Source organism: Koromonas soli (assembly GCF_059726265.1).
Genome location: NZ_AP040872.1, coordinates 2081679 through 2105218 on the forward strand (window position 1 = coordinate 2081679; position 23540 = coordinate 2105218).

The window sequence follows — 23540 nt, forward strand, 5'->3', positions numbered from 1 at the left end:
AGCCTCCGCGTTAATGTCTCGGTCGCTTCATAACGGGAGTTGGTTCACTCCTCCCGACGATCTCTACTCCGCATAGCTGTTGAAGCTGCCTTCGACAGTTTCGACTCTCCACACCGCTACTTTCGACACCACCCTGAAAATTCATCAAGTTACGGCCCCTACATGTTTGGCATGTGCCTTGCATTTCTTATCACGCGCGTAGAGGAAAAGACGCATGTTGAGAATTTCGATCGTTGAGGTTCGTAAAGAACGGCGGTTGCTCGTGGAAGGCATGCTCATCGCGCCGTGGTCGGCCGAACTTGTGAGCGCATGCTACAGCGCCCGAGAGGGCTTGGACGGGCGTGAGCTTGTTGTTGAGTTGAAGAACCTGACGGCCATCACCCATGAAGGCGAAAACGCACTGATTGCCCTGATGAACGAAGGAATGAAGTTCCGTAGCTGCGGCGTATTCGCGAAGCAGGTGTTGAGGGAACTCGCTCGTCGAACGAGGAAGCCTTTTCGGGAGGCAGAGGGATGACGTTCTTCAAAGGGGTCGCAAACAGCAAAGCAAACAAATACGAAGGTGCCGAAGGATCGACGGAGCGAGGCACAGACAAGATCCTGACCATGATGTTGAGACGGCATGGGGACAAGGTATGCATCAGCGGGGTAACACGATGAAGTTCAACTACCTATTTCTGATTCTCTTCGCATTCGCGGTTGTATGGCCGTCCACATTGCTGGGTCAACGGCAACAGACGACCGACAATACGCAAACTCCACTGCTCACTCTGGACAATGCTGTCTCCATCGCCTTAGAGAACAACCGTCTGGTAAAGAACTCTGCGCTGGAAGCGCGCAAGTTCGATTTCCGGGTGAGCACGGCGAAAACCCGGCGCCTGCCTCAGTTCCAGGTCGGAGTATTGAGTGGCGAATTGTTACATTCCTTCGACTATACGATTCCCGCCGGTACGTTTGGCACCTACCCAGCTACGGGTCCGATACCGTCGAGGGAGGGGAAAATCCATAATCCAGCGCGATTCACGACAGACGCCACGGCGGCAATCGATCAACCTGTTTCGCAACAGTACAAGATTCACCTTGGCATTCGCGCGACCGAACTTGCACGTGACATTGCGAAGGAAGATGTTCGCGCGGAGCGTCAGAAGATCGCTGCCGAGGTCCGAAACGCGTACTTCAATCTTGTCTCGACGCAGGCGGGGGTCGATGCGACGCGCGAGGCTGTAAGAACGCTGGAAGAAGCACAGCGCGTCACCTCCAAGTACCAACTGGAGCAAACCGTACTGCGGGCCGATGCCTTGGAGATCGACGCGCGACTGGCGAAGGCTGACTATGACTTGTCGGTAGCGGAGAACGGCCTTGCGACTCAGCGCGAACACTTGAACCAACTACTAGGCCGCGATCTGACGACATCTTTCCGGGTTGATTCCATGCCCGAAACTGAAGCAGCGGACCTTACGTTGCAGGTGGCACGAGAGCGCGCAGAGAGGAGCCGGCCTGAAATCCGACAGGCTCAGCTTAAACAGAAGCAAGCCGAGTACGACCGTCGCATTGCAAAGGCTGAATACCTACCCGATCTGAGCGTTTCGGTTCGTTACCTCGGATTCAACAACACAGAATTCATTCCGGGAAACGTTGGTGTCGCAGGTTTCTTCCTCAGTTGGGAACCGTTCGATTGGGGCCGTAAGCACAACGCGGTATCCGAAAAGACTAAGACCGTGGAACAGGCTCGCAATGGCGCCGCGGAAATCCAGTCGCAGATCGCGGTCGAAGTCGGGATGAAGTATCGCAAGTGGCATGAGGCTGCTCTGCTTCTTAAGGTGAGACGAACGCAGCACGAGGCGAATACAGAGCGGCTGCGAGAGGTGAGCACCAAGTACAAGGAACAGGCAGCGCTCATTAAAGACCTGCTTGAGGCACAAGCTCGCACATCGGAAGCGGATTACCAGTATCAACAGGCACTCTCATCGTATTGGGGCGCTCTGGCGGATCTTCGCCGCGCTTTGGGGGAAGAGTAATGATGAAAAAGACTTTTGCAATAGTAGTGGCGGCGCTGCTGTTAATGGTTGGCTGTCATTCCAATAAGCCGCTCGAGCAACCAGCGCAGGGCGTTCACGTCCAGACAATCCAGGCTGCTTCGAACGTTAGCGACGGCCTGCGGTTCTCGGCAGTGGTAACACCTTTTGCGCAGGTTCCGATGGCGTTTCGTATCCCCGGATACGTTACTTCGCTTAAGCAGGTGCGCGCTGAAAGCGGTATTCGCGATATCGCGGAAGGCGACAGCGTGACCAAAGGGGCCGTTCTCGCCCATATCCGCGCGACCGAGTATGAATACAAGGTACACGAGGCGTCGTCGCAGGTAGAGGCCGCGAGAGCCGCGGCCATGAAGGCGCAGCTTGACTTCGATCGTGCCTCGCGCCTCTACGAGGCTCAGAGCCTGACGAAGCCCGAGTTTGAGGCGGCGCGCGCGCAACACGATGGGACACAGGCACAATTGCGAGCTGCCCAGGCGCAGACGGCGGAGGCTGAGGTTTCCTTGCGCGATACCACGATCATCGCGCCGTTCTCCGGCGACATTGTGAAGAAGTCCGTGGAACTCGGGTCCTTCGTAGGACCGGGATCGCCGGCATTCGCACTCGCCAACACCGATGTAGTGAAGATCGTGGTCGGCGTGCCTGATACGGTTGTGCGGTCCATCAAAGTCGGCCGGCCAGTTGATGTCGCTATCGACGCGTTCCCATCGCGCCCCTTTCATGCACGAATCAGCAGGATCTCATCGGCAGCAGATTCCACGACGCGCAACTTCGACGTCGAAGTTGCCATACCAAACCGCGAGCACCTGCTCAAGGTGGGCATGATCGGCTCATTGCAACTGGCGCACAGCTTAGAGGCGAGCGAAAAACATGCTCCGGTTCTGTTAATTCCGCTTTCTGCTATTGTGCAGGCGAATGCTGGCAAATATGGCGTGTTTTTGATCTCACAATCGGCCGCCGGAGACGTAGCGAGTCTTCACAGTGTAGAAATCGGCTCTGTAAATGGGACCGACGTGATGGTGGTAAGTGGGTTGAGTGCAGGCGAGCGGATCATCACTACCGGCGCCAATTTACTGAAGGACGGCCAACGGGTGGAGGTAGTTCAGTGAAATCGGGAAACGTTAACAACAGCCGGAATCTGGCACGATTCTTCACGCATAACCGTCAGATCGCGTGGGTCGCTTTGATTGTCACGTTGGTCTGGGGTGTCTTCGGGTACATGAACATGCCCAAACGTAAAGACCCTGACATCCCCGTGCGTGTTGCCCTTGCCATCTGCCCATGGCCGGGTATCTCCGCAGACAAGGTGGAGCAGTTAGTAACGCGAAAGATCGAGCAAGCTGCCGCAGGCAACAGCAAAGTGGATCGCGTGGAATCCACGACGCAGGACAATGTCTCCGTCGTGACGGTTCGCCTGCTTGATAATATCCAGAACACACAACAGGAATTCCAGGACATCGGGCACCGGCTCTCCCAAATCAACGATCTTCCCGACGGCGCAGGACCGATCACCTGGATCAGTGACTTCGGCGACACGGCGGCGTTGATGCTGACCGTAGCCAGCCCGCCCGTTCCGGATCTGGAAATCGAGTTGCGCGCCCGTGGTGTGCGAGACGCAATCGAGAAGGCGCGCTCAGGAGAGGCGCAGGGACGGGTGACAGCCCTCTACTGTTATCCAGAATCTGTTTCGCACGCCGTCGTTGAGCGCCCCTTTGCAGTATTCGGCACACAGCTGCAGCGGGATGGTATCGGGCGGGATGTTCGTCCGTTATCTGTGGGAAGCTGTTCCGGAATCGATTTTGCAACATCGAAGTCAGACAATGAGATTCAAGCCTACGGACAACAGTTTGTAGAGAAGCGGCTACGAGAGTATGACCTCCATCCAGACGCATGGGGTCCGATCATCATTCGCGATCCCCAATCGGCAAAAGAACGCATCGCGGAAGCCGCCAGCGACCGGTATTCATATCGCCAGCTTGATGACTACACCGATCTGATCCAACGCACCCTGCAACGTGTGCCAGAGGTAGCAAAGGTGCAGCGCGCGGGAGTTCTGCCGGAACAAATTTACCTGGAGTACTCCGACGCTCGGCTTGCGGCCTTCAAGTTGCAGCCGACGAAGATCAAAGACATCCTGAACGCGCGGAATGTCACTGCTCCCGGCGGAGTCGTCCAGACCCAATCAAGAAATGTGCTGATTGACTCGACCGCCGAATTCAAAAGCGCGAAAGAGATTGGCAACGTACTCGTCGGAACATCATCAACTGGCGTCCCTGTGTATCTGCGCGACCTTGTGGATACCTCGCGTGATTACCAGTCGCCAAAGAGATACCTGAATTACATGGACACTCGCGATGCGAAGGGCAATTGGCATCGCAACCGTGCCATCACCCTGGCTGTACAGATGCGCTCGGGCGAGCAGATCTTCAAATTCGGTGAAGCAGTCGATAAGGCGCTTGCAACCGTACGTCCGCAATTGCCTGCTGACCTGATTGTTTCGCGGACTTCCGACCAGCCCAAGCAAGTGCATGAACTTGTCAGTCTGTTGATGGGCAGCCTCTATGAGGCTATCGCCCTCGTCGTCATCGTCGCACTGGTTGGTTTTTGGGATTGGCGTGCGGCGATGCTGATGGCTGCTTCCATCCCGTTGACGCTGGCGATGACCTTCGGGATCATTCACGTTCTGAACGTCGATATTCAACAGGTCTCGATCGCGACGCTGATCATCGCACTCGGATTGCTGGTCGACATGCCCGTAGTTGCCGGCGACGCGATCAAGCGCGAGTTGGGCTCCGGTTCCCTGCGCGATCTAGCCTCCTGGCTAGGGCCCACCAAACTAGCCAAGGCGATCATATTCGCGACCATCACCAACATCGTCGCCTACTTGCCGTTCCTGATGCTGACCGGCGACACTTATTTCTTCCTCTACAGCCTTCCGGTCGTGATGACCTGCACGTTGGTCGCGTCTGTCATCGTGTCGTTCACGTTTATTCCGTTGATCGCCTACTACCTGATCAAGCCGCCGAAACATGTGGAGCCTCCCATGTCGGAGCGGCGCACACATGGCTTTCCGGGTCTCTACTACAAAGTAGGTGACTTCGCGCTAAGACACCGCTGGGGCGTGTTTGGAAGCTCCCTCATTGTGCTGGTGCTTGGTGGAGTGTTCTTCAAGATGCTTGTGCCGCAGTTCTTCCCCAAGGATCTCTCGTATTTGTCGTATGTCGATGTCTGGCTACCGCCGGACGCACCGCTCGGCGCAACAAACACGATTACCGAGCAGGCAGAGTCGGTCATCCGGCAGGAAGCAGAACGGTTCGGGAACGAACATCATCAAAAAGATGTTTTGAAATCACTCACCACGTTTGTCGGTGGTGGTGGTCCGAGGTTCTGGTTCTCCGTCGAGCCTGAGCAACAACAGCTCAACTACGCGCAGATCATCGTCGAAGTTTCCGACAAGCACTTTACCAACAAATTTGTCGGCCCCCTGCAGACGGCTCTGAGCCGGGAAGTCCCTGGAGCCCGGATCGACGTACGGCAACTGGAGACTGGAAAACCAGTTGGCATTCCTGTGTCAGTCCGGATTTCCGGCGCCGACACAGAGGTGTTGCATCGGCTCTCCACCGAACTTCAGACTCTTTTCCGTGCCCAGTCGAATGCGACGCGTGTACGCGACGACTGGGGTGAACCGGCGGTGAACGTCCGGCTGAAGGTTGATCCCGATCGTGCAAATCTCTCCGGGGTGACGAATCTCGACGTTGCACTCTCTTCCGCGGCGGCGATGACCGGAGTACCGGTATCAAACTACCGGGAAGGCGACAAGCAAATTCCTATCGCCGTTCGCTTGCGCATGGAGGAACGTGCGGGACTGTCTGACGTTCAAAACACATACGTGTACTCCAATACCAGCAACCAGCGCGTGCCTTTGCGGCAGGTGTCGCAGGTCACTACTGACATGTCGATACCAAAGATCAAGCGCCGCAACCAATTCCGTACGGTTACGGTATCGGCGTTCCCGATCCCAGGGGTGTTGCCATCACAGGTGCTTACCCCCTTGTTGCCAAAAATCCAGGAATTCCAAAAGCAACTGCCGCCTGGCTATTTCCTCGAGATCGGAGGCGAATACGACGAGCAGCAGAAGGGCTTCAAGCAACTCAGCTTGGTAATGGCTATTTCCGTGTTGCTCATCTACATCGCGCTGGTGCTCCAGTTCAGGAACGCGATCAAGCCTCTGCTAGTGTTCGCGGCGATCCCCTATGGAATGACGGGCGCGTTCGCGGCATTGGCAATCATGGGGCAGCCCTTCGGTTTCATGGCGTTTCTTGGAGTTGCGAGTCTGGTGGGCGTGATCGTCAGCCACGTAATCGTGCTGTTCGACTTCATCGAAGAAGCGCATGAACGGGGAGAGCCATTGCGCGAAGCGTTACTCGATGCGGGTATCGTGCGCTTGCGCCCCGTGATGATCACTGTCGGCGCGACCGTGCTGGGACTCGTGCCGCTGGCCATGCACGGCGGTCCGCTCTGGGAGCCGCTCTGCTACGCGCAGATTGGCGGTCTGACCATCGCGACCTTCGTCACTCTCATACTTGTGCCGGTGCTCTATTCGATCTTCGTGTTGGACTTGAAGCTGATCAAATGGGAAACCGTCGCTCCGGCAGCCGAGTCTGCGACAACTCTGCAAGTCTTGGGCTCGGCGAGTGATGTGAATTCATGAATACTATCGTCCAATTCGTTCTGAAGCACGGCTTCTCAGTCCTGTTCGCTGCGATGTTCGCGCATCAGATAGGGTTCCCCTTACCAGGACCTCTATTCTTGATTGCTGCTGGGGCGCTCGCAAGGAACGGGAACCTAGGCTTCGCGCCCGCGCTCTTCCTGGCTGTCCTTGCATGTGTGCTGGCTGACTGGGTGTGGTACGAGGCGGGTCGGCGGCAGGGTGCCAGGGTCTTGCACTTCATCCATCGTATCGCGCGAGACCCTGACGCCCACGATCGCAGAGCAAAAGAGACCTTCGCTCGGTATGGGCCTCAACTGCTCTTGCTTTGCAAGTTCGTCCCGGGATTGGACGCCGTGGTGCCTCCCATGGCTGGGATAACCCGCACCAGGCGACTCCGTTTTCTTGCCTTAGAAGCAGCTGGAGCGGGCCTCTATTCAGGTGCGTATGCCGGACTCGGTTATGTTTTCAGCCATGACCTGAACCGCGCGGCTAGTTATGCTTCCAGGGCGGGAAAAGTTCTGGCAGCTCTTGCGTTTGCTGGACTGTGCATTTACTGCGCCACGCGCAGGCTGGTTCGGTGGCATCGCCGGTTGCGCGACTCTCGATGTTTGCGCATCACCCCAGCTGATCCAGTGAGATGTGGAGCCTCCGTCGCCAATCCTTGCAGCATCGTTCGAGGACTCGACCATGATCACTAAGACTGAAGCGAAACGGCAGACAGTGTCGGATGCCGTCAGGCTCATGAACACTCAATACGGATGCGGTCCAGTACGGTTCGCCGGAACGCAAGAAGCACTCTATGAACGGCACCTGCTGTTTGACAATAGCGTCAACCTGGCCGGGGCAACGGCGCGCGACAGGTTCGAGGCGCTTGCCCGGTCAGTGCGCGACATTCTATCTCAGCGATGGCTATTAACAGAGAAAACCTACGAACAGCAAAATCCTAAGCGGCTCTATTACCTCTCGATGGAGTTCCTCATCGGCCGCTCGCTCGCAAATAACGTTACGAATCTTCTGCTCGCTCCGCTGGCGAACCAGGTCATCAAGGATAAGAAACTCGACCTCCTGGAGATATTGGAGCAGGAACCCGATGCGGGCCTGGGCAATGGCGGGCTTGGACGTTTGGCAGCCTGCTTCATTGAATCCACCGCGACGATGCAACTCCCGGCGATGGGTTATGGACTGCGATATGAGTACGGCATGTTCCGGCAATTGATTAGGAACGGATGGCAACAAGAGGTGCCGGACAATTGGCTCCGTTCTCCCGACCCGTGGGAAGTCGCTCGCCCGAAGGTGGAACTCAGTTTGGGGTGCTCGTTCGAGCTTAGGGAAGGCAGTGTGCGTCCGGTACCGGGGCGTCCATCGACGCTGATTGGTATCCCATTTGACCGCCCAGTGATCGGATACGGCGGGTCAACGATCAATACGCTCCGTCTCTGGGCCGCGGCCACGCCGGACTACTTCAACTTTGAAGAGTTCTCTCACGGCGATTTTGTAGAGGCCTTCACTCAGATCCTCTCGGCTGAAACGCTAACGCGAGTCCTTTATCCCGATGATTCAAGAGTCATGGGGCAAGGGCTGCGACTTATGCAGGAGTACTTCCTGGTTGCCTGTTCGCTCGCGGATGCGGTGCGCCGGTTCCAACGCGACAACTCGGATTGGCGTTTGTTTGCAGACAAAGTGGCGATTCAGATGAACGATACACACCCGGCTCTGGCAGTGCCGGAGCTCATGCGAATCCTGGTTGACCAGGTGCACATTGGTTGGGACGAAGCCTGGCATATCACACAGAAAACGCTAGCGTATACGAATCACACCTTGCTACCCGAAGCGCTCGAAAAGTGGCCGGTGGAGTGGTTTCAAGACATGCTGCCCAGACAGCTCGAAATCATTTACGAAATCAATCGCCGTTTTCTCGGCGATGTTCGTCGTTGGTTCCCAATAGATGAAAACCGCATGGAGCGCGTGAGCATTATCGAAGAGGGATCCGGCAACAAGAAGGTACGCATGGCCAATCTGGCCGTCGTTGGCTCCCACAGCACCAATGGAGTGGCTGAGATCCACTCGAAACTTCTGCGTGAGACAACGCTAAAAGCCATGGCAGAGATCTTTCCTGAACGCTTCAACAACAAGACGAACGGAGTTACGCCCAGGCGCTGGCTGCTACTGTCCAATCCGGAGCTTTCCAGACTGATCACTGACGCGATCGGAGACGACTGGATCCGTGACTTGAGTCAATTAAGCAAGCTGAATGAGTTCACCGCCGATAGCGCGTTTCGTGACGAATTCAGGAAGACGAAGCGAGACGCCAAGCGCCAATTTTGCGATTGGTTCAGGTGGTCGACGGGGCAGATCCTTGATCCGGATACGATCTTCGATTGCCAAGTTAAACGCATCCACGAGTACAAACGTCAGCTCTTGAACGCGCTTAGGATTGTAGTGCTCTACAATCGGTTACGCGAGAACCCCGGACTGGACATCCATCCCAGGACGTTCATCTTCGCCGGCAAGGCTGCCCCTGCCTACCAGCTCGCCAAAGTGATTATCAAATTCATCAACAATCTGGCTGGCACCATCGATGGCGACCCCGTAGTGCATGGGCGGCTTAAAGTGGTATTCCTCCCCGACTACTGTGTCTCAGTCGCAGAGCACCTGATTCCCGCCAGCGACGTCTCGAACCAAATTTCGACGGCAGGCTACGAAGCCAGCGGTACAAGCAACATGAAATTTATGATGAACGGCGCGCTGACAATTGGCACACGTGACGGAGCGACGATTGAAATGGCCGCGGAGGCGGGCGAGGAAAACTTCTTCCTCTTCGGCCTAACAGCGGAGCAGGTGACCAGCAGTCGCGGGTGGTACAACCCGCACTGGCATTACAAACATGAGCCCGAGACCCGCAAGGCCTTGGATTTGATATTCTCCGACTATTTCAGTACCAACGAACCAGGCGCATTTGCCCCGTTGCGCGACATGTTGCTAACGCACGGTGATAACTATATGCACCTGGCGGACCTGAAGTCATACCTTGAGGCAGACGGGCGGCTGCGCGCGTTGTATGCCGACCCGGACGAGTGGGCGCGCAAGGCCATCTTGAACGTGGCTGGCTCGGGAAAGTTCTCCAGCGACCGCACTATCGCCGAATACGCCGCCGACATTTGGAACGTGCAACCATGTCCAGTGCCAGAGAGGGCATAACCACGGGTTCTTTTATTGGCATAGATTCACAAATCGATTTAGGTAATGATGCCAGGCGGTACGAGGTCTTGGCTCGTTTGGCTGGTTCCTTGGCCTCTCGCACGCCAGAAGAGCTGGCGCGCGACTTGGCCGGTGAACTCCGTCGCGTTTTTGATTTTGATTTCCTTGATGCTCTCGTCTATAAGGATGGTTCCAGCGAAGTCCTCTGGCAGGTAACTGAAACGGGCCAAAGCCCCGCACAGGACATCGTAAGCGAGGAGACGGCGACCTGGTGGGTTTACCAAAATCAGCAACCGCTGATCATCGCTGACTGGAACGACGACGCTCGCTTTCCATGTGTCAGAGACGCACTGAGAGCACATGGAAGTGAGGTTCGCTCTTTCTGCCGCCTGCCTCTTACCACACCTCAGCAGCGCTTGGGAGTATTTGGTATTGCCAGCCTCCAACCCCGTTTGTATACCGCAGAAGACCTCCGGTTCCTCTCGGTGCTGGCCGACAGCTTGGCGCTAATCATCGCGAATGTCCTTGACGCTGCAATATTGCGCAGGACGCAGTCGGACCTAGAAGACAAGAATGCGCGCCTCAGACTGCTTCTTGATCTCACAAATCGTATTACTTCCAACCTCGACCTGCGTGAACTGCTACGGGAAATCTCCGCGAGCATTCGCCAAGTCATGGCTTGTGACGGCGTAGGCATTTCGCTGCTCGACTCGGAGGGAGAAAAGCTCCGTCTTTATGCCCTCGACTTCCCCGAGAGCAAAGGATTACTTCGCGAGGAACTGTTGATTTTACCTGGTGAGGGACCGACTGCAATGGCTCTTGAGAAGCTCAAGCCGGTGATTCAGAACAGGCACGACCCGGTTGCGTATAGCTCCGAAGCCTACAAGAAAATCGTTGGCGAGGGAATCAAGTCCACTTGTCTAGCTCCACTGGTTAGCCGTGGACGTGCGCTCGGTCTCTTGTGCCTCGGACGCACAAACGAAGACTCGTTTAGCAACGACGATGCGGGTTTTCTCATTCAAGTGGCAGGGCAAATTGCCATCGCAGTTGAAAATGCAATTGCCTATGGCGAGATCTCTGAGCTCAAGGACAAACTCGCACAGGAAAAGCTTTATCTAGAAGATGAGATCCGCAGCGAAGCTGATTTTGAAGGAATTGTTGGGCGCAGCGCGGCGCTCCGGCACGTTTTGCAGCTGGCTGAGACCGTCGCGCCCAGCGACTCCACTGTTCTGCTTTTAGGCGAAACAGGGACAGGCAAGGAACTGATTGCACGTACCATCCATGATCATAGCCGACGCAAGGACCACACGCTGGTGCGTTTGAACTGCGCGGCCATCCCCACCGGCCTGCTGGAGAGCGAGCTCTTCGGTCACGAGAAGGGCGCCTTCACCGGCGCGATTTCTCAGAAGATCGGACGGCTCGAGCTGGCCGATCACAGCACACTGTTTCTCGACGAGGTTGGAGATGTTCCCCCCGAGATCCAGCCAAAGCTGCTCCGCGCCTTGCAAGAGCGGGAATTTGAACGCTTAGGAAGTACTCGAACGAAGAAGGTCGACGTTCGCTTGGTCGCCGCCACCAATCGCGATCTGGAAAAAATGACCGAGGACCGGGAATTCCGCAGTGATTTGTATTACAGGCTGAACGTGTTTCCTATCCGTATCCCGCCACTACGCGAGCGTCCGGAAGACATACCGCTCCTGGTACGCAGCTTCACGCAGTGATACGGGCGTCGCATGAGTAAGGATATCCAGACGATTCCCGCATCCACAATGAAGAAGCTCGTTGCCTGGCATTGGCCGGGAAACATTCGGGAGCTGGAGAACTTTATTGAACGCTCAGTGATCCTGACACGTGGCACGACCCTTCAGGTTCCGTTGGACGAGCTAACCCACAGCAAAAGGGCGGTACCTCTCGCTGGTACCCGCGAGTCAGGTGAGCGAGAGGAGATCCTGAGAATTCTCAAGGGAACTAACGGACGCGTTGCTGGACCCCATGGCGCAGCCGAGAGATTGGGATTACCTCGTACAACTCTGATTTCCCGAATGAAGAAGCTCGGAATCGACGCGCGACGACTGTCATAGGGAGCCGAAGAGTCGCAGGAGCAGATCCATACGAGCTTGCGATCACAGAACTCAAGAAAATTGCCAGCCAATCCGCGATGACTCTCTATGCCGTTTCTCTTAGCGAGCCAAGTCGATCCGTCGTGAAGCTATCGACGATCACGATCCCAAAGAATGCTTACAAAACACGCCTTCTCGCCACGATAACCTTGACTATGGCCCCCTCTCACCTCCAGCTTTTCAGTTGCTTACCTACAGCGCTCGCGACGGCGGCCAGAGCAATGCAATCACGGCAATTCAGAAACCGCCGTTCTAAGCTGGCGCACGCCCCTCGAACGCACCAGGAGCTCATGTGATTAGTAGAGTAGGAAGTCGAGTGGCTGTCGAAGTGTTTCGACATTAGTCGAAACCCACATCTCAATGTTCGACACACTTCAGAATGACAACCGCCTCACCTCCTGAAATCCCAACAGATTCAGTCGTTTTACTGTAGGGCGCTCTTTTTGTAGTTTGGCACCTCCCTTGCCTATACAGAAGACGACAAGCCGCAGTCACCCCCAGGGCTTTGTCGATGTAAAGGACTCCACCGTGAGGCTGCTATTACAGCAATGGCGCACCCGAAGAGACAAACCAGCCTGCCGCATCATCCCGAAGTTCCGCGAACTCAGTGGGGAGATATGCGGCAGGCACACTACCTTCGAGAATGCGTTTCTGTCTTTGCGATGGGGTGGCCCCAGGTAGGCGCCGGGCACACTGGAAATTGTCCGGCGCCGCTTAATGAATGGAGTGTGATCATCATGTTTTGGTTCAACAAGAACAATGTCCGGCAGATTTATCCAAGAGATCCTCGATTCGCATCCGTCGCCGAAGTTCGAGAGACATTTGAGTCGCTGAACGAAGAGCTGCTCTGGCTCGCCGAGGTAATTACTGGGGATGCCGACGTGGCGTCTGACTGCGTCGTCAACGCAACCAGACTCAGCGAGAGCCACTCGACAGTCTTTCGCGATTGGCTTGCACAGTGGGCGCGCAACGCGACCGTCCGCGATTCCCTCGGCCATGTGAGAGCGGAAATCTGGCGCACGGCGGAGGAAAGGTATCAGCATGTTCGTTGTTCTCACAGAGGACACGAGGTTCTATCGAGTGCTGAGACTTCAGCACTGCAGTGTTGGCCTGCGATGACATTGGCGGCGCATCTGGACCCACTCTCCAGGACCGTGCTGATTCTCCGGGGGGTCCAACACGCGGCGGTTCAGGATTGTGCATTGAAGTTGAGCGTGCCACGTTCGGCGGTTCTGGCCTCGTACTGCTATGCCATCGGCTGGCTTGCGCGCGGGACGGTATCGCAATTCCACGAGCGCGAGTCAATGTTCGCGCGTTACTTAACTCCGTCTTTACAGAAACTGTAATCGTTTTTGAGAAACGCTGCGCCGGGGGGGAAACGTGAACTCGCTCTGTGTCAGGCGATCGGATCAGAATAACTCTCAAAGTCGTACCGATTCGCGAAGAAGCAATTCTCTAACAGTGCTCGCTGAGAGATTGCTTTGCATTTTGATAGCGTGTCTGTCAGTTGCAACTGCTGCGATTGGCCAACAGGTAGATACCCCCGAGCCGCAAAAGGGAATTATCCTTGGCACAGCAATCGATGTGAACGGCGGCGCCATCCCTGGCGCTACAGTCGTTCTCGCGGTCGTCGAAACAGAGGGCCAGCGTATGGTTGCGGCGAACAATATTGGATTTTTTGAACTTACGGAACTTGAGGCCGGGACACCCTATCAATTAACGATCAGTGCCCAAGGATTTGCAAACTGGACGTCGCCAGTCATTATCCTCAAGCCAGGCCAGTGCCTGATCCTCACGGACATTAAACTGCGGGTCGCAGAGGAACTGACCACGGTAGATGTGCATTACTCATCCGTGGAGGTTGCCACCGAGCAGGTCAAGGTCGAGGAGCAACAGCGCGTGTTTGGTATCGTCCCTAATTTTTATGTTGTTTATGATCAAAACGCCGAGCCACTCACGACGAAGCTGAAATTCAAACTCGCGTTGAAAGTCTCTACAGATCCAATCACTTTCGCCGGCGTAGCTGGCTTTGCCGGAATACAGCAGGCTGCAAACATTCCCAACTATGTTCAGGGTGCGAAGGGCTACGGTCAGCGCCTGGGCGCGGGCGCCTCAGACGGCTTTGCCAATATCATGATTGGCGGCGCCATCCTGCCGTCGCTGCTGCATCAGGACCCGCGCTATTTTTACCAGGGCACGGGGACAAATAAGTCGCGAGTGCTCCACGCACTCTCCAGCCCATTCATTTGCAGGGGAGACAACGGCCATTTGCAGCCAAATTATTCGAGCTTAGGTGGCGATCTGGCCACGGCTTCGCTTGCGAATGCGTACTATCCGGCGTCGAATCGCGGTGCGGGGATGGTGTTTGGAAATTTCCTCATCGGCACCGGCGAGCGGATGTTAAGCCATCTTGCGCAGGAATTTATCCTAGGTAGAGTTACATCCAAAGCTAAGCAGAAGTATTGATGACGCAAGCCAATGCAAAGCGAAGCGGAACTGCGCTACTCGTGAACTTATGAGACCTCCATTCGTGTCGCCGCCGTTTACATCGGGGCTCTCAGCTTGTTCGCTCTCATGGCATCCTAGAAGTCACAAAGAACCTGTTCTTCGTGCTTTAGGGCATTCTTGAGCTCCCGGAGAGAGCCTCCTGTGATCGTTTGTAACAGGGACACTGTCCCTCTGGATGCATCACGACTGCGTTCCGCGTACTCGGTTCCTCGGCCCCGGTGGATGTGGCTGTTGCGTCAGAGCGTGTGCAACTCTGAAGAACTATAGCCACCTCACGCTAACCAATCTCGAGAGAACAGCCGGGACGTTACGGCGGCGCTTCTTACGTTCGCGTTATAGACCTTGACCTTCTTGAACTCGTCGTGCAAACCGCGGTAGTGTTCGAATGGAAAGACGTGATCATCTGCTTACAATTCGGAACTCAATCCTGCATATGCGGTCCACCGGCAACGTCACCTATGGCCTCTTGAAAGAGCGATACCGCAACATCCAGTGCGGAGATGACAGCGGAATCACCTGCCTCTGTGCCAGCGGTCACTGAACGATGATCCTATGGCCATTACGCTGCCCATATCACATGTTCCCAAAGAAACTTGCTAGTGAAGCGTCCGTCATAGCAACGGCCAAAGCAGGTTCACCCGCGTCTGAGTTTCTTCGAATTTCGTGGAAGTAAGTTGCCAAAGGAATCAGATGAGTTTGGCATGACAGTGAGCCGTGCATTTCCATCAACAATCTTTGGAGCGATCAGCAGGCGGCGTTGGATGACTGTCTGCACTTTGATCCTGGCGATGTCCTCCATTATGGCTGCACAGGTCCCCGTAACTTGCGGCGGCACCCCATCGGAGAACACCGCTGCGATTCAAGCGGTGCTCAATGCCAATGCAGGAACAAGCATCGTCTTCCCCGACGGTGTGAACTGCACAGTAAATCCCAACATACTGACGCTTTCGGCCGGCACGATCCTGCGCGGACATGGCACGCTAAAAGTGCCAGACGCCTTCGGACCGTATGACTACGTCCTGACATCGCCCGACTGCACCGGCTGTGACATCGAGGAGATCACAATTGACGGCAACATTGCCAACAACCCAATTCGCAATTTCGACGAGATTGTAGCTCATCCCCGGAATGAACTATTCATCACCGGGGGGCAGAATATCAACATCCAGAACATCACTGTGAAGAATTCAAGCGCGGTAAATAGCGTGGTTGTGAACGGGCTGGGCGTTCAAAATGTAAGGATAACCGAGAACATCTTTACTAATATGGGCGATGATCCAAACCACGTCATTCACGATATGTCGTCGGTATACACGAATGCCGCAAACGTGGCTGTCATCGGGAATACCCTCACGGCGGCGGCGATTTCATCGCCAGCCGGTTACACCGCCATTGAAGTGCATGGCTCGAACACTACTGTCAGCGATAACGTCATCCAGAACTACATTAACGGTGTGAATCTTGCGGGCATCTGGGCTGCTGACGTGAACAACGTATCGGTGACCAGAAACATAATTACTGGCAGTCAACTGTGCGTAGAGATGTGGTCCAGCACTTACGGCTCTCACATGAGCGGCTATGGACTCGATGGGGTGGAGGTTGCAAATAATTCCTGCCGAGTCAAGCAAACCGCGTTCAAGGGTCCAATTTGGGGGAGCTACCATGCGACCTGGGGAATCACAATAGACCCAAATGCTAACTTGCCCGTCGCCAACATCAAGATTCATGACAATTCGATTCTGTTTGACCTTGAGGACTCGGTTAGAACGGGCGACCCCATTTCGCATGGAATTGGCTGGTACTCAGTTAACAAAGTTGCGGCCGACCACCTACTCATCAAGGACAACATTATTGAAAATGCTCCTGTCACAGGGATCAGGGTGTCAGCAGGAACAATATCCGGACTCGATGTGTCGGGAAACACAATTCGCAATGCGGGTTCTTCGCTCGATGAGACCATTTTGTCCTATTTCAAGGTTCCGATCTTCTTATGGTCGTCCGGTTCGATCACCGGCAATGTTTCATACAACCAAATCCTTGACGATTTGGACACCAGCCGCACCGTCTACGTTTTCGTATTAGGAGCGAGTGCGGTAGGCGACCTAGAGATACTTGGGAACAACGTCGCTCTATCCGGAAGCACAACATCTAGCTGGGAAAGCTACTTCTACCAGGACGATGATTACGCGAATCCGCTCGTACAAATGTCGGTTGCTTCGAAGCCTTGGACGATACCCTCCCGCAAGATGCGCGGCGGAAGCGCGGTGTGGGACACGACAATCAATGAGCTCTGGAACTTGCCGGTAGATGGTAGAGATTGGAGTGCCACCTCGGCACTGGCCGGACCATCAAGTGGACCTTATGGCCTTTCGCCGAGCACGACAAGCACGGCAATCAGCACGGGGAGCAATGCCCCGGTGATACTTACCCTCATTTCGACGAACTTTACGGGGACAGTTACACTGACAGCAAACAGCAGTTCGTCGGACGTCAACGCCACCTTGAGTGCTGGTACAGTAACGCTCACCCGCGGCGGGGTGCAGACGGTGACGCTGACGATAGCTCAAGGTGTGAGCGCGGCACACCATGCTCCGTTTCTTCCCTGGAAGAGTGGCGGGGTGATGGTATTCACTGCATTATTGGCGGGTGTACCATTCGCACCGCGGCCAAAGAAGGCGTCGGCAGTGTTGCTGACCGCGCTGGCAGTTGCGGTCGCAGGATTCATGACAGCTTGCGGTGGCGGCGGCACCAGCGCGGCAAAGATTGCTACGAAACGGACTTGCAATGTGACGGTAACAGCAACGGGATCGGGTGCAGTGACAAACCCATCTCCAGTTGTGATTACAGTAGTCGTACCTTAAGGGCGTTATCTGAATCCTTCCCGGCACGCCTTGAATCCTCAAGAGACCTCTTGTCGTCTAAGCAGCAGCTAGAGCTGGCAGCGCATCGGGCAGAGGCGCGAAGTGTCTCCGAACATGCAGATTCAAGACATAGACAGAAAGAAAGAGAGTCACAACCTCAAGGTTGAGTCGGTAATCGTTGGCTCGAGTCTTGCGTTCTCTCTGTTGCAGAGCATCTGCTCTGCCTTTGTGCTGATCAGCGGGGTTCGTCTTGCAATCGGGCTTAGTGCACTGAGTTCCGCGGCTGGCCTCGGATATGCGCTCGAACATTTCCATCGGATCACGTGGCTGCGACTCACGTTGCTCGCAGGAGCGGTTATTGGCTCCCTAGCAACCCTTCTTTCCGTCGCTCGAGCCCGTCGTTTACGTGCGCGTCCCGAGGCACACTGGCGGGTACGCGCGATTTCTCTGCGACAGCGGAGGATGGAGAGCCTTAACCTTCTGATAGCGGTTGCGACCCTCGTCATTGCTTTGGCTGAAGAGTTGCTTCACTTCCGTCTTCTTCGTCACTTCTAACCCGATTGGGTGTCAGCGCACCGTGTTCACTGTCCGCTTCGCCGACCCGCGCTCTCGATGTGCAAGCATCGGCACCAGGCTTCGCTCTTTTCGTCTGAAGAGCCATCCATCAATCGAGAACTTGTCCGGAGTGTTCAACGCAAGGGTGACCAGGGCTGCAATGTACAGCAGATTCATTTCGTAGCCCACTGGGCCAAACTGCGCGCCCGCTGCGGTCACCGCCTTCAGCCTCACAGACGAGAAGCCGTACTGGAGGTGAACGCTGAAGATGGCAGTGAGCATCACCACCGTGAGCGGAATGCTTAGCGGCAACACAAAGGCACCAAGCATGATGCCGACGCCGCCCAATAGCTCGACTGAACTTGTCATCCACGCCATCAGGCTCGGGTGCGGAACTCCGATGGCGGACAGGATAACCGCAAACTGTTCCGGACCTCTGCTTAGCTTGGCGTAGCCGTGAGAGGCGAATCCGAATCCGACAACGAGTCGGAGTGGAAGGAGCGGCCAGCCGTTTTCCGTGAGTCCCATTCGCAGGTCATCAAGAAGTTTCATGACTATGTGACCGGCGAGGCACGAAAAAGTTACAACGCCGCGAGTGCAGTTTGAACTTTGGTCTGATCAATCCTTCTCTGGCGACTTCTCTGCGCCACCCAGCGCCTCGAGATCAAGCCGCGCATGCAAACGCTTGCTGAATCCGAGGGGAAGTTCGAATACCCGGTCATCCGCCGTCAGCAGCAGAATGTTCCGCGTCGAATCCAGAATCGCCGAGCAGATTTCGCAGTGTTCCAGGTGCTTCTGCACCAGTTCCCGAGTTTCCAGCGGCAGCGTGTCGTCCAAGTATCCGGAGATGTAGTCCCACACGTGTTTGCAATCTAGAACCATGGGAAACGCCTCCTGACTGGACTCGGAATCACGTTCTTCAGTTTGGGTGCGAGTTGTTTTTGAAGCATGATGCGCGCTCGATGCAGTCTTACCTTCACCAGGGCGATGCTGATGCCGAGCGCGTTCGACGTCTCAAGTACGCTAAGCTCTTCCACATCTCGCAGCAGAAAGACACGACGATACGTGTCCGGCAAGGTTGAGACGGCCTCTTCTAGCATGCGACGAACCTCTTCCCGCTCCAGAGCTTCCGATGGAATCTCTCGCCAATCTCTCAGCATTGCCGGAGACGCACTTCCCTCTTCTGTCTGCTCATCCAACGAATCCATCTTCACGATCCCCCGGTGTCGAAGACGGCCCCGTGCTTCATTCAGAGCAATACTGATCAGCCACGTGCCGAAGCGAGACTCGGATCGGAAGTCCGCGAGGCTACGGAAGGCCTTCAGGAATGCCTCCTGCGCGACATCCTCCGCATCCGCTTCGTTGTTCATGTAGGAGAGTGCCATCAGTTAAACACTTCGTTCGTATGGGCGAATCAGTTCATGAAAGAGCTGACGGTCGCCGGCAAGAATGGCGGCGATCATCTCGGTCTCGTTTCTTCTGTCGGACTGAGTCTTCATCCGAATACGCCGGCTCCCTTGAATGTTCTGCGCTGCAGGCGTCCGCCTTTGTCGATTAGACCCACAGTGCCACAAAGAGTTACACGAAACCTCTAAGGAGACGTACAAACCTCCCCGCTGGTTGAGTCAATCGATGGATTGAGACATGCAGGATTAGCCTTCGATCGACTTGTCTAGTCTCCGGCATAGCGCATGTTCTGGAGATCAGAGATCAGTCCTGGGCCGTTGGGGTTCCATCCCAACTGTTCCCGTGTTCTCGCGCTGGAAGCCGGGATGTCCCATCCAGCAAATGCCGCGAGCCAGCCAAAATGCTGAGCTGCCTCTTCCGCCGAAAGAGAGACAACCGGAACCTTCAGTCCCTCGCCGATGACCTCCGCTATCTTTCGCATCGGTACGCCTTCTTCTGCGACTGCGTGATATCTGGCTCCAGCGCTGCCTTTCTCCAGAGCCAGGCAATAAAGGGTCGCCGTATCCAGGCGGTGAGCTGCGGGCCAACGATTGAGGCCATCTCCAACATACGCCGAAACGCCCTTTTCGCGAGCCACCTGGATTGCGTAGCTGACAAGCCCCTGCTTCACGGTGTCATGAATTTGGGCAAGACGCACTACCATCACCTTCACACCACGAGACTTCACGGCAGCGGCAGCCTCCTCTGAAGCTGATCGTGGAACCATAGCAGAATCCGCCGGTGCGTCTTCTTCCGTGGCGAACTGAACATGTCCCAAGTTGGCCATCCCGGTTCCAGAGGTGACGATCAACGGACGAGCAGAGCCCGCTAGCATGGAACCAAAAGCCTCGATCACACGGCGATCCGCCTCACAGTTCTCTACATACTTTGAGAAGTCGTGATTGAACGCGGTGTGGATCACCGCGTCGCAGCTTGTGGCTCCAGCACATAGGTTTTCGATGTTTTCAAGATCGCCCCTGTGCGCCTGCGCTCCCGCACGGATGAGCGTCTCAGCTCCTGCATCGGAGCGGGTAAGACCGAGGACCTGGTGGCCGTTGTTGATGAGTTCTGGAACGATGGCGGAACCAATGAAACCAGTAGCACCTGTAACGAAAACACGCATATCAAATCACCTTTGCACTTGTACCGATTGAGTCAAGCTTCGTAAGAACTTCAGCGGGAATCTGCAGCGTTGCCGCCTTTAGATTTTCTCGGAAATGAGCGGCAGAAGATGTTCCAGGAATTACCAGGATGTTTGGTGAGCGCTGGAGTAGCCAGGCAAGCGCAACCTGCATTGGCGTGGCACCCAGGGTGGCCGCCGCATCCGATAAGGCCGACGATTGTAAAGGCGTGAAGCCTCCGAGTGGAAAGAACGGCACGTAGGCGATGCCATCACGAGCGAGATCCGCGATGAGCGAATCGTCGGTTCGATGCGCCAGGTTGTAGTGGTTCTGTACGCAGACGATCGGAACAATCCGTCGCGCTTCTTCGACCTGCTCAGGCGTGACATTGCTCAGCCCAATATGACGTACCAAGCCCTTTTGCTGAAGCTCGGCCATCACCGTGAGCGGTTCCTCTATCGACCCCTCGGCGGGTTCGTGGACATTGAACATACCGCGCAGATTGACCACATCCAGTACATCGAGACCCAGATTGCGAAGATTTTCGTGAACCGCGGCAATCAGTTCCTCGCGAGAGAAAGCAGGAATCCACGATCCGTCGTCGCCACGCCGCGCACTGATTTTGGTAACGATCACCAGATCGTCGGGATAAGGGGATAGCGCCTTTCGTATGATCTGGTTCGTAACATGAGGGCCATAAAAATCGGCTGTATCAATATGATTGACGCCACTCTCAACCACTTCGCGAAGAAGAGCAATCGCCCCCTCGACATCTGGAGGAGGCCCCCATACCAACTTGTTGCCATCTCGCCCTGCAAGCTGCATTGCGCCGTAGCCCATTCGGTTCACAGTCATTGATGTGCCGGGCAATGTGAAACTGCCGCCTGGAGCAATCTTTTCAGTCATTGCGCTCCTCCTGATTCATCCACCACCGCAAGCGGAGATGTTTGGTTAGTTTAGAATTATTTGATGAAGAATTCTTCAGTTTTGGAGTTCGCATTATGCCGACCGACACGGTAGGCCCATTCGCGCCAAGAAAGACGCCCCTTCAAGCACGGGCAATGCTCACGGTCGAAGCCATTTTCGAGGCGACCATTCAGATTTTGCTCAGTTACGGGATGGACCGATTGACCACCACCCGGGTCGCAGAACGAGCCGGAGTCTCAGTAGGAACGCTGTACCAGTACTTCCCCAACAAGCAGTCATTGCTGTTCGCCGTGCTGGAGGACCATCTGGGGAAAGTGGCGAAAGCCGTGGAAGATGCTTGTCGCCTCGCGCATTCCAAACCGCTCGACGATATGGTGCGAGAGGTGGTGGAAGCTTTCGTCGATATCAAGTTCGAACGCGCGGATATTTCCGTCGCGCTCTATCAGATCTCGGCAGATGTCGGCGGACCAGCACTGGTGAAACAGATGGGCGAACGATTGCGGAGGGCATTTGAGACCATGTTGCGAACTGCGCCCGATGCGAAGTCGCTGCCCGATAAATTCTCCATCGACATGTTACTTGCCGCAATGTCGGGCGTAATGCGATCTGTGTTGGAGGAGGGCGCATCCCCGGCAATGATGCGCAAACTGCGCGTGAACCTGGTGCTGCTCTGTCAATCCTACATGGCAGCCGTGATGTGCCATCAAGGCAAGCAACTTCACGACTAGTATCTGACTGTGATTACATACCTACGAATTTGGCATAGAGACTACGCGCAATTGCGATGTCGGTTGTCCCTTTGATGATGGCTCTCCCATCGGGGAAGAGTGTCAGGTCGTACGGATCGCGCCAGAATCTCAATGCAAATTCATTACGTCGGACAATACCCTGCTGACTGAGTCGCTGTTCAAGTTCAACCAGATTGATGGCTCTTCTCTGCTCATGGATCTGGACGGAATTCCTGCCACATAGCGTAATATGGGGCCGTTCTTCTCCTGCAAGGTATGGGAACTCGCGTCGCACGCAGCACTTGCAATCAGGCCTCGGCTCAGATGCAGGAATCTCGGCGCGATCGGTCCACCAGACATCCTGCGTGAGCAAGGTGCGCCGCACCAACTCACTTGCCCCGACAAGAAATTTCAGCGCTTCTCCCGATGCAATTGCACCAATCCCAGCAACCGCCGCATTCAATATGCCCGCAGTCTCACAGGTTTCCAACGATCCGCTCGGAGAATCGGGAAACATACAGAGCAGGCACGCAGTCTCGCCCGGCACTATGTTCATCGTCACGCCAACACTGCCGATTGCCGCTGTATATATCCAGGGAATGTTCTTTGAAATTGCGAAGTCATTAACAAGATAGCGAGTCTCGAAGTTATCGGTCCCATCCATGATCAGGGAACAGTCCCCGATTAGTTTCTCAATATTGTCGGGTGTCAGATCCGCTACTTCAGCTTCGACCCTCACATTGGAATTGCACTGCAGAAGCATTCTGGCGGCGGCGACTGCTTTCGGAAGAAACTCCGCCGCATCTGCCTCGTCAAAAAGAGTCTGTCTTTGCAGATTGCTTGGCTCAACATAGTCCCGGTCGATAATACGTATGGTTCCGACTCCGGCGCGAGTAAGCAGCGAAGCGATTGTCGAACCGGTCGCGCCACAGCCAATGATGGCTACTCGCGAATCTTGTAACTTCCGCTGCCCCTCTTCTCCAATTCCTGGAAAGAGTATCTGACGCGAATAGAACTCGCTGGTTGCCAGTGGCATCAACTATCCTCCACCAACCATCGGAAACACCCCGAGCTTTGCACCCTCATGTAGAGCCTGGTCCAGCGTTGCGTACTTTGAATCAATAAAGACAGTGCCAACCTGCGACTTATCAATCGCAAGCTCTTCCAGCACTCTTTCAATACTGGTGCCCGGCGGATATTCCCGAACCTGTTCGTTGAACCTGCCAATGCGAAATGTAGCGTAAAGCCTTACCTGGACATGCATGAGTCGAACTCCGCGGCTCTCACTTTCTCAAATGCCATGGGCCGCAGCGGATATGTTTCCACTGCGGC

General features: G+C 55.3%; 20 protein-coding genes. 13 read left to right on the plus strand and 7 right to left on the minus strand.

Going from position 1 to position 23540, the window contains the following annotated elements; translation table 11 throughout:
* Positions 1-214 precede the first annotated feature (214 nt).
* From AC6IY8_RS09085 to AC6IY8_RS09140, 12 genes are all read left to right on the plus strand, one after another.
* Complete coding sequence (locus AC6IY8_RS09085; protein ID WP_497778475.1) at positions 215-517, plus strand: hypothetical protein; 303 nt, start codon at positions 215-217, stop codon at positions 515-517.
* Between the two features lie 139 nt (positions 518-656).
* On the plus strand, positions 657-2018 hold the full coding sequence (locus tag AC6IY8_RS09090) for a TolC family protein (RefSeq protein ID WP_497778476.1): 1362 nt from the start codon (positions 657-659) through the stop codon (positions 2016-2018).
* Positions 2018-3142: an efflux RND transporter periplasmic adaptor subunit gene (locus AC6IY8_RS09095; RefSeq protein WP_497778477.1), complete on the plus strand. Its 1125-nt coding sequence runs from the start codon at positions 2018-2020 to the stop codon at positions 3140-3142. The genes AC6IY8_RS09090 and AC6IY8_RS09095 overlap by 1 nt, the downstream gene beginning before the upstream one ends.
* Entirely contained in the window at positions 3139-6744 is a 3606-nt protein-coding gene (locus tag AC6IY8_RS09100) for an efflux RND transporter permease subunit (RefSeq protein WP_497778478.1), read from the plus strand. The genes AC6IY8_RS09095 and AC6IY8_RS09100 overlap by 4 nt, the downstream gene beginning before the upstream one ends.
* A 53-nt stretch (positions 6745-6797) precedes the next feature.
* Entirely contained in the window at positions 6798-7442 is a 645-nt protein-coding gene (locus tag AC6IY8_RS09105) for a DedA family protein (RefSeq protein ID WP_497778618.1), read from the plus strand.
* On the plus strand, positions 7432-9942 hold the full coding sequence (locus tag AC6IY8_RS09110) for a glycogen/starch/alpha-glucan phosphorylase (protein ID WP_497778479.1): 2511 nt from the start codon (positions 7432-7434) through the stop codon (positions 9940-9942). Before AC6IY8_RS09105 ends, AC6IY8_RS09110 begins: the two co-directional genes overlap by 11 nt.
* Complete coding sequence (locus AC6IY8_RS09115) at positions 9918-11663, plus strand: sigma 54-interacting transcriptional regulator (RefSeq protein WP_497778480.1); 1746 nt, start codon at positions 9918-9920, stop codon at positions 11661-11663. The genes AC6IY8_RS09110 and AC6IY8_RS09115 overlap by 25 nt, the downstream gene beginning before the upstream one ends.
* 12 nt (positions 11664-11675) lie before the next feature.
* A complete protein-coding gene (locus AC6IY8_RS09120; RefSeq protein ID WP_497778481.1) occupies positions 11676-12023 on the plus strand; it encodes an AAA-type ATPase lid domain-containing protein in 348 nt (115 codons plus the stop codon).
* Positions 12024-12799: 776 nt separating this feature from the next.
* Positions 12800-13408: a hypothetical protein gene (locus tag AC6IY8_RS09125; RefSeq protein ID WP_497778482.1), complete on the plus strand. Its 609-nt coding sequence runs from the start codon at positions 12800-12802 to the stop codon at positions 13406-13408.
* A gap of 115 nt (positions 13409-13523) precedes the next feature.
* A complete protein-coding gene (locus AC6IY8_RS09130) occupies positions 13524-14528 on the plus strand; it encodes a carboxypeptidase-like regulatory domain-containing protein (RefSeq protein WP_497778483.1) in 1005 nt (334 codons plus the stop codon).
* 803 nt (positions 14529-15331) lie between these two features.
* Positions 15332-17431 (plus strand): hypothetical protein, encoded by a 2100-nt coding sequence (locus AC6IY8_RS09135; protein ID WP_497778484.1) that lies wholly within the window; start codon positions 15332-15334, stop codon positions 17429-17431.
* Positions 17432-17533: 102 nt separating this feature from the next.
* A complete protein-coding gene (locus tag AC6IY8_RS09140; RefSeq protein WP_497778485.1) occupies positions 17534-17986 on the plus strand; it encodes a hypothetical protein in 453 nt (150 codons plus the stop codon).
* A gap of 12 nt (positions 17987-17998) precedes the next feature.
* Here the strand turns inward: AC6IY8_RS09140 and AC6IY8_RS09145 are convergent, their stop codons facing one another.
* The 5 genes from AC6IY8_RS09145 to AC6IY8_RS09165 form a co-directional block, all read right to left on the minus strand.
* Positions 17999-18538 (minus strand): DoxX family protein, encoded by a 540-nt coding sequence (locus tag AC6IY8_RS09145; protein ID WP_497778486.1) that lies wholly within the window; start codon positions 18536-18538, stop codon positions 17999-18001.
* 66 nt (positions 18539-18604) lie between these two features.
* Positions 18605-18868 (minus strand): anti-sigma factor family protein, encoded by a 264-nt coding sequence (locus AC6IY8_RS09150; protein ID WP_497778487.1) that lies wholly within the window; start codon positions 18866-18868, stop codon positions 18605-18607.
* Positions 18859-19371 carry a sigma-70 family RNA polymerase sigma factor gene (locus AC6IY8_RS09155; RefSeq protein WP_497778488.1) on the minus strand — a complete coding sequence of 171 codons (513 nt, stop codon included), beginning with the start codon at positions 19369-19371 and terminating at the stop codon, positions 18859-18861. The genes AC6IY8_RS09150 and AC6IY8_RS09155 overlap by 10 nt, the downstream gene beginning before the upstream one ends.
* Before the next feature lie 287 nt (positions 19372-19658).
* Positions 19659-20555: an SDR family oxidoreductase gene (locus AC6IY8_RS09160; protein WP_497778489.1), complete on the minus strand. Its 897-nt coding sequence runs from the start codon at positions 20553-20555 to the stop codon at positions 19659-19661.
* A 1-nt stretch (position 20556) separates the two neighbouring features.
* Positions 20557-21459: an aldo/keto reductase family oxidoreductase gene (locus AC6IY8_RS09165; RefSeq protein ID WP_497778490.1), complete on the minus strand. Its 903-nt coding sequence runs from the start codon at positions 21457-21459 to the stop codon at positions 20557-20559.
* A 95-nt stretch (positions 21460-21554) separates the two neighbouring features.
* On the opposite strand from AC6IY8_RS09165, the gene AC6IY8_RS09170 reads away from it, so the two are divergent.
* A complete protein-coding gene (locus tag AC6IY8_RS09170) occupies positions 21555-22208 on the plus strand; it encodes a TetR/AcrR family transcriptional regulator (protein ID WP_497778491.1) in 654 nt (217 codons plus the stop codon).
* A gap of 13 nt (positions 22209-22221) precedes the next feature.
* Here the strand turns inward: AC6IY8_RS09170 and AC6IY8_RS09175 are convergent, their stop codons facing one another.
* Both AC6IY8_RS09175 and AC6IY8_RS09180 read right to left on the minus strand, forming a co-directional pair.
* Positions 22222-23244: a ThiF family adenylyltransferase gene (locus AC6IY8_RS09175; protein ID WP_497778492.1), complete on the minus strand. Its 1023-nt coding sequence runs from the start codon at positions 23242-23244 to the stop codon at positions 22222-22224.
* Positions 23245-23247: 3 nt separating this feature from the next.
* Positions 23248-23472 carry a MoaD/ThiS family protein gene (locus tag AC6IY8_RS09180; RefSeq protein WP_497778493.1) on the minus strand — a complete coding sequence of 75 codons (225 nt, stop codon included), beginning with the start codon at positions 23470-23472 and terminating at the stop codon, positions 23248-23250.
* Positions 23473-23540: the final 68 nt, after the last annotated feature.

What these genes read in the sequence shown, in the direction of transcription:
- AC6IY8_RS09085 (WP_497778475.1), top strand. Translation starts at nt 215, where the DNA reads ATGTTGAGAATTTCGATCGTTGAGGTTCGTAAAGAACGGCGGTTGCTC.
- AC6IY8_RS09090 (WP_497778476.1), top strand. Translation starts at nt 657, where the DNA reads ATGAAGTTCAACTACCTATTTCTGATTCTCTTCGCATTCGCGGTTGTA.
- AC6IY8_RS09095 (WP_497778477.1), top strand. Translation starts at nt 2,018, where the DNA reads ATGATGAAAAAGACTTTTGCAATAGTAGTGGCGGCGCTGCTGTTAATG.
- AC6IY8_RS09105 (WP_497778618.1), top strand. Translation starts at nt 6,798, where the DNA reads ATGTTCGCGCATCAGATAGGGTTCCCCTTACCAGGACCTCTATTCTTG.
- AC6IY8_RS09110 (WP_497778479.1), top strand. Translation starts at nt 7,432, where the DNA reads ATGATCACTAAGACTGAAGCGAAACGGCAGACAGTGTCGGATGCCGTC.
- AC6IY8_RS09115 (WP_497778480.1), top strand. Translation starts at nt 9,918, where the DNA reads ATGTCCAGTGCCAGAGAGGGCATAACCACGGGTTCTTTTATTGGCATA.
- AC6IY8_RS09120 (WP_497778481.1), top strand. Translation starts at nt 11,676, where the DNA reads ATGAGTAAGGATATCCAGACGATTCCCGCATCCACAATGAAGAAGCTC.
- AC6IY8_RS09125 (WP_497778482.1), top strand. Translation starts at nt 12,800, where the DNA reads ATGTTTTGGTTCAACAAGAACAATGTCCGGCAGATTTATCCAAGAGAT.
- AC6IY8_RS09135 (WP_497778484.1), top strand. Translation starts at nt 15,332, where the DNA reads ATGACTGTCTGCACTTTGATCCTGGCGATGTCCTCCATTATGGCTGCA.
- AC6IY8_RS09145 (WP_497778486.1), bottom strand. Translation starts at nt 18,538, where the DNA reads ATGAAACTTCTTGATGACCTGCGAATGGGACTCACGGAAAACGGCTGG.
- AC6IY8_RS09150 (WP_497778487.1), bottom strand. Translation starts at nt 18,868, where the DNA reads ATGGTTCTAGATTGCAAACACGTGTGGGACTACATCTCCGGATACTTG.
- AC6IY8_RS09155 (WP_497778488.1), bottom strand. Translation starts at nt 19,371, where the DNA reads ATGGCACTCTCCTACATGAACAACGAAGCGGATGCGGAGGATGTCGCG.
- AC6IY8_RS09160 (WP_497778489.1), bottom strand. Translation starts at nt 20,555, where the DNA reads ATGCGTGTTTTCGTTACAGGTGCTACTGGTTTCATTGGTTCCGCCATC.
- AC6IY8_RS09165 (WP_497778490.1), bottom strand. Translation starts at nt 21,459, where the DNA reads ATGACTGAAAAGATTGCTCCAGGCGGCAGTTTCACATTGCCCGGCACA.
- AC6IY8_RS09170 (WP_497778491.1), top strand. Translation starts at nt 21,555, where the DNA reads ATGCCGACCGACACGGTAGGCCCATTCGCGCCAAGAAAGACGCCCCTT.
- AC6IY8_RS09175 (WP_497778492.1), bottom strand. Translation starts at nt 23,244, where the DNA reads ATGCCACTGGCAACCAGCGAGTTCTATTCGCGTCAGATACTCTTTCCA.
- AC6IY8_RS09180 (WP_497778493.1), bottom strand. Translation starts at nt 23,472, where the DNA reads ATGCATGTCCAGGTAAGGCTTTACGCTACATTTCGCATTGGCAGGTTC.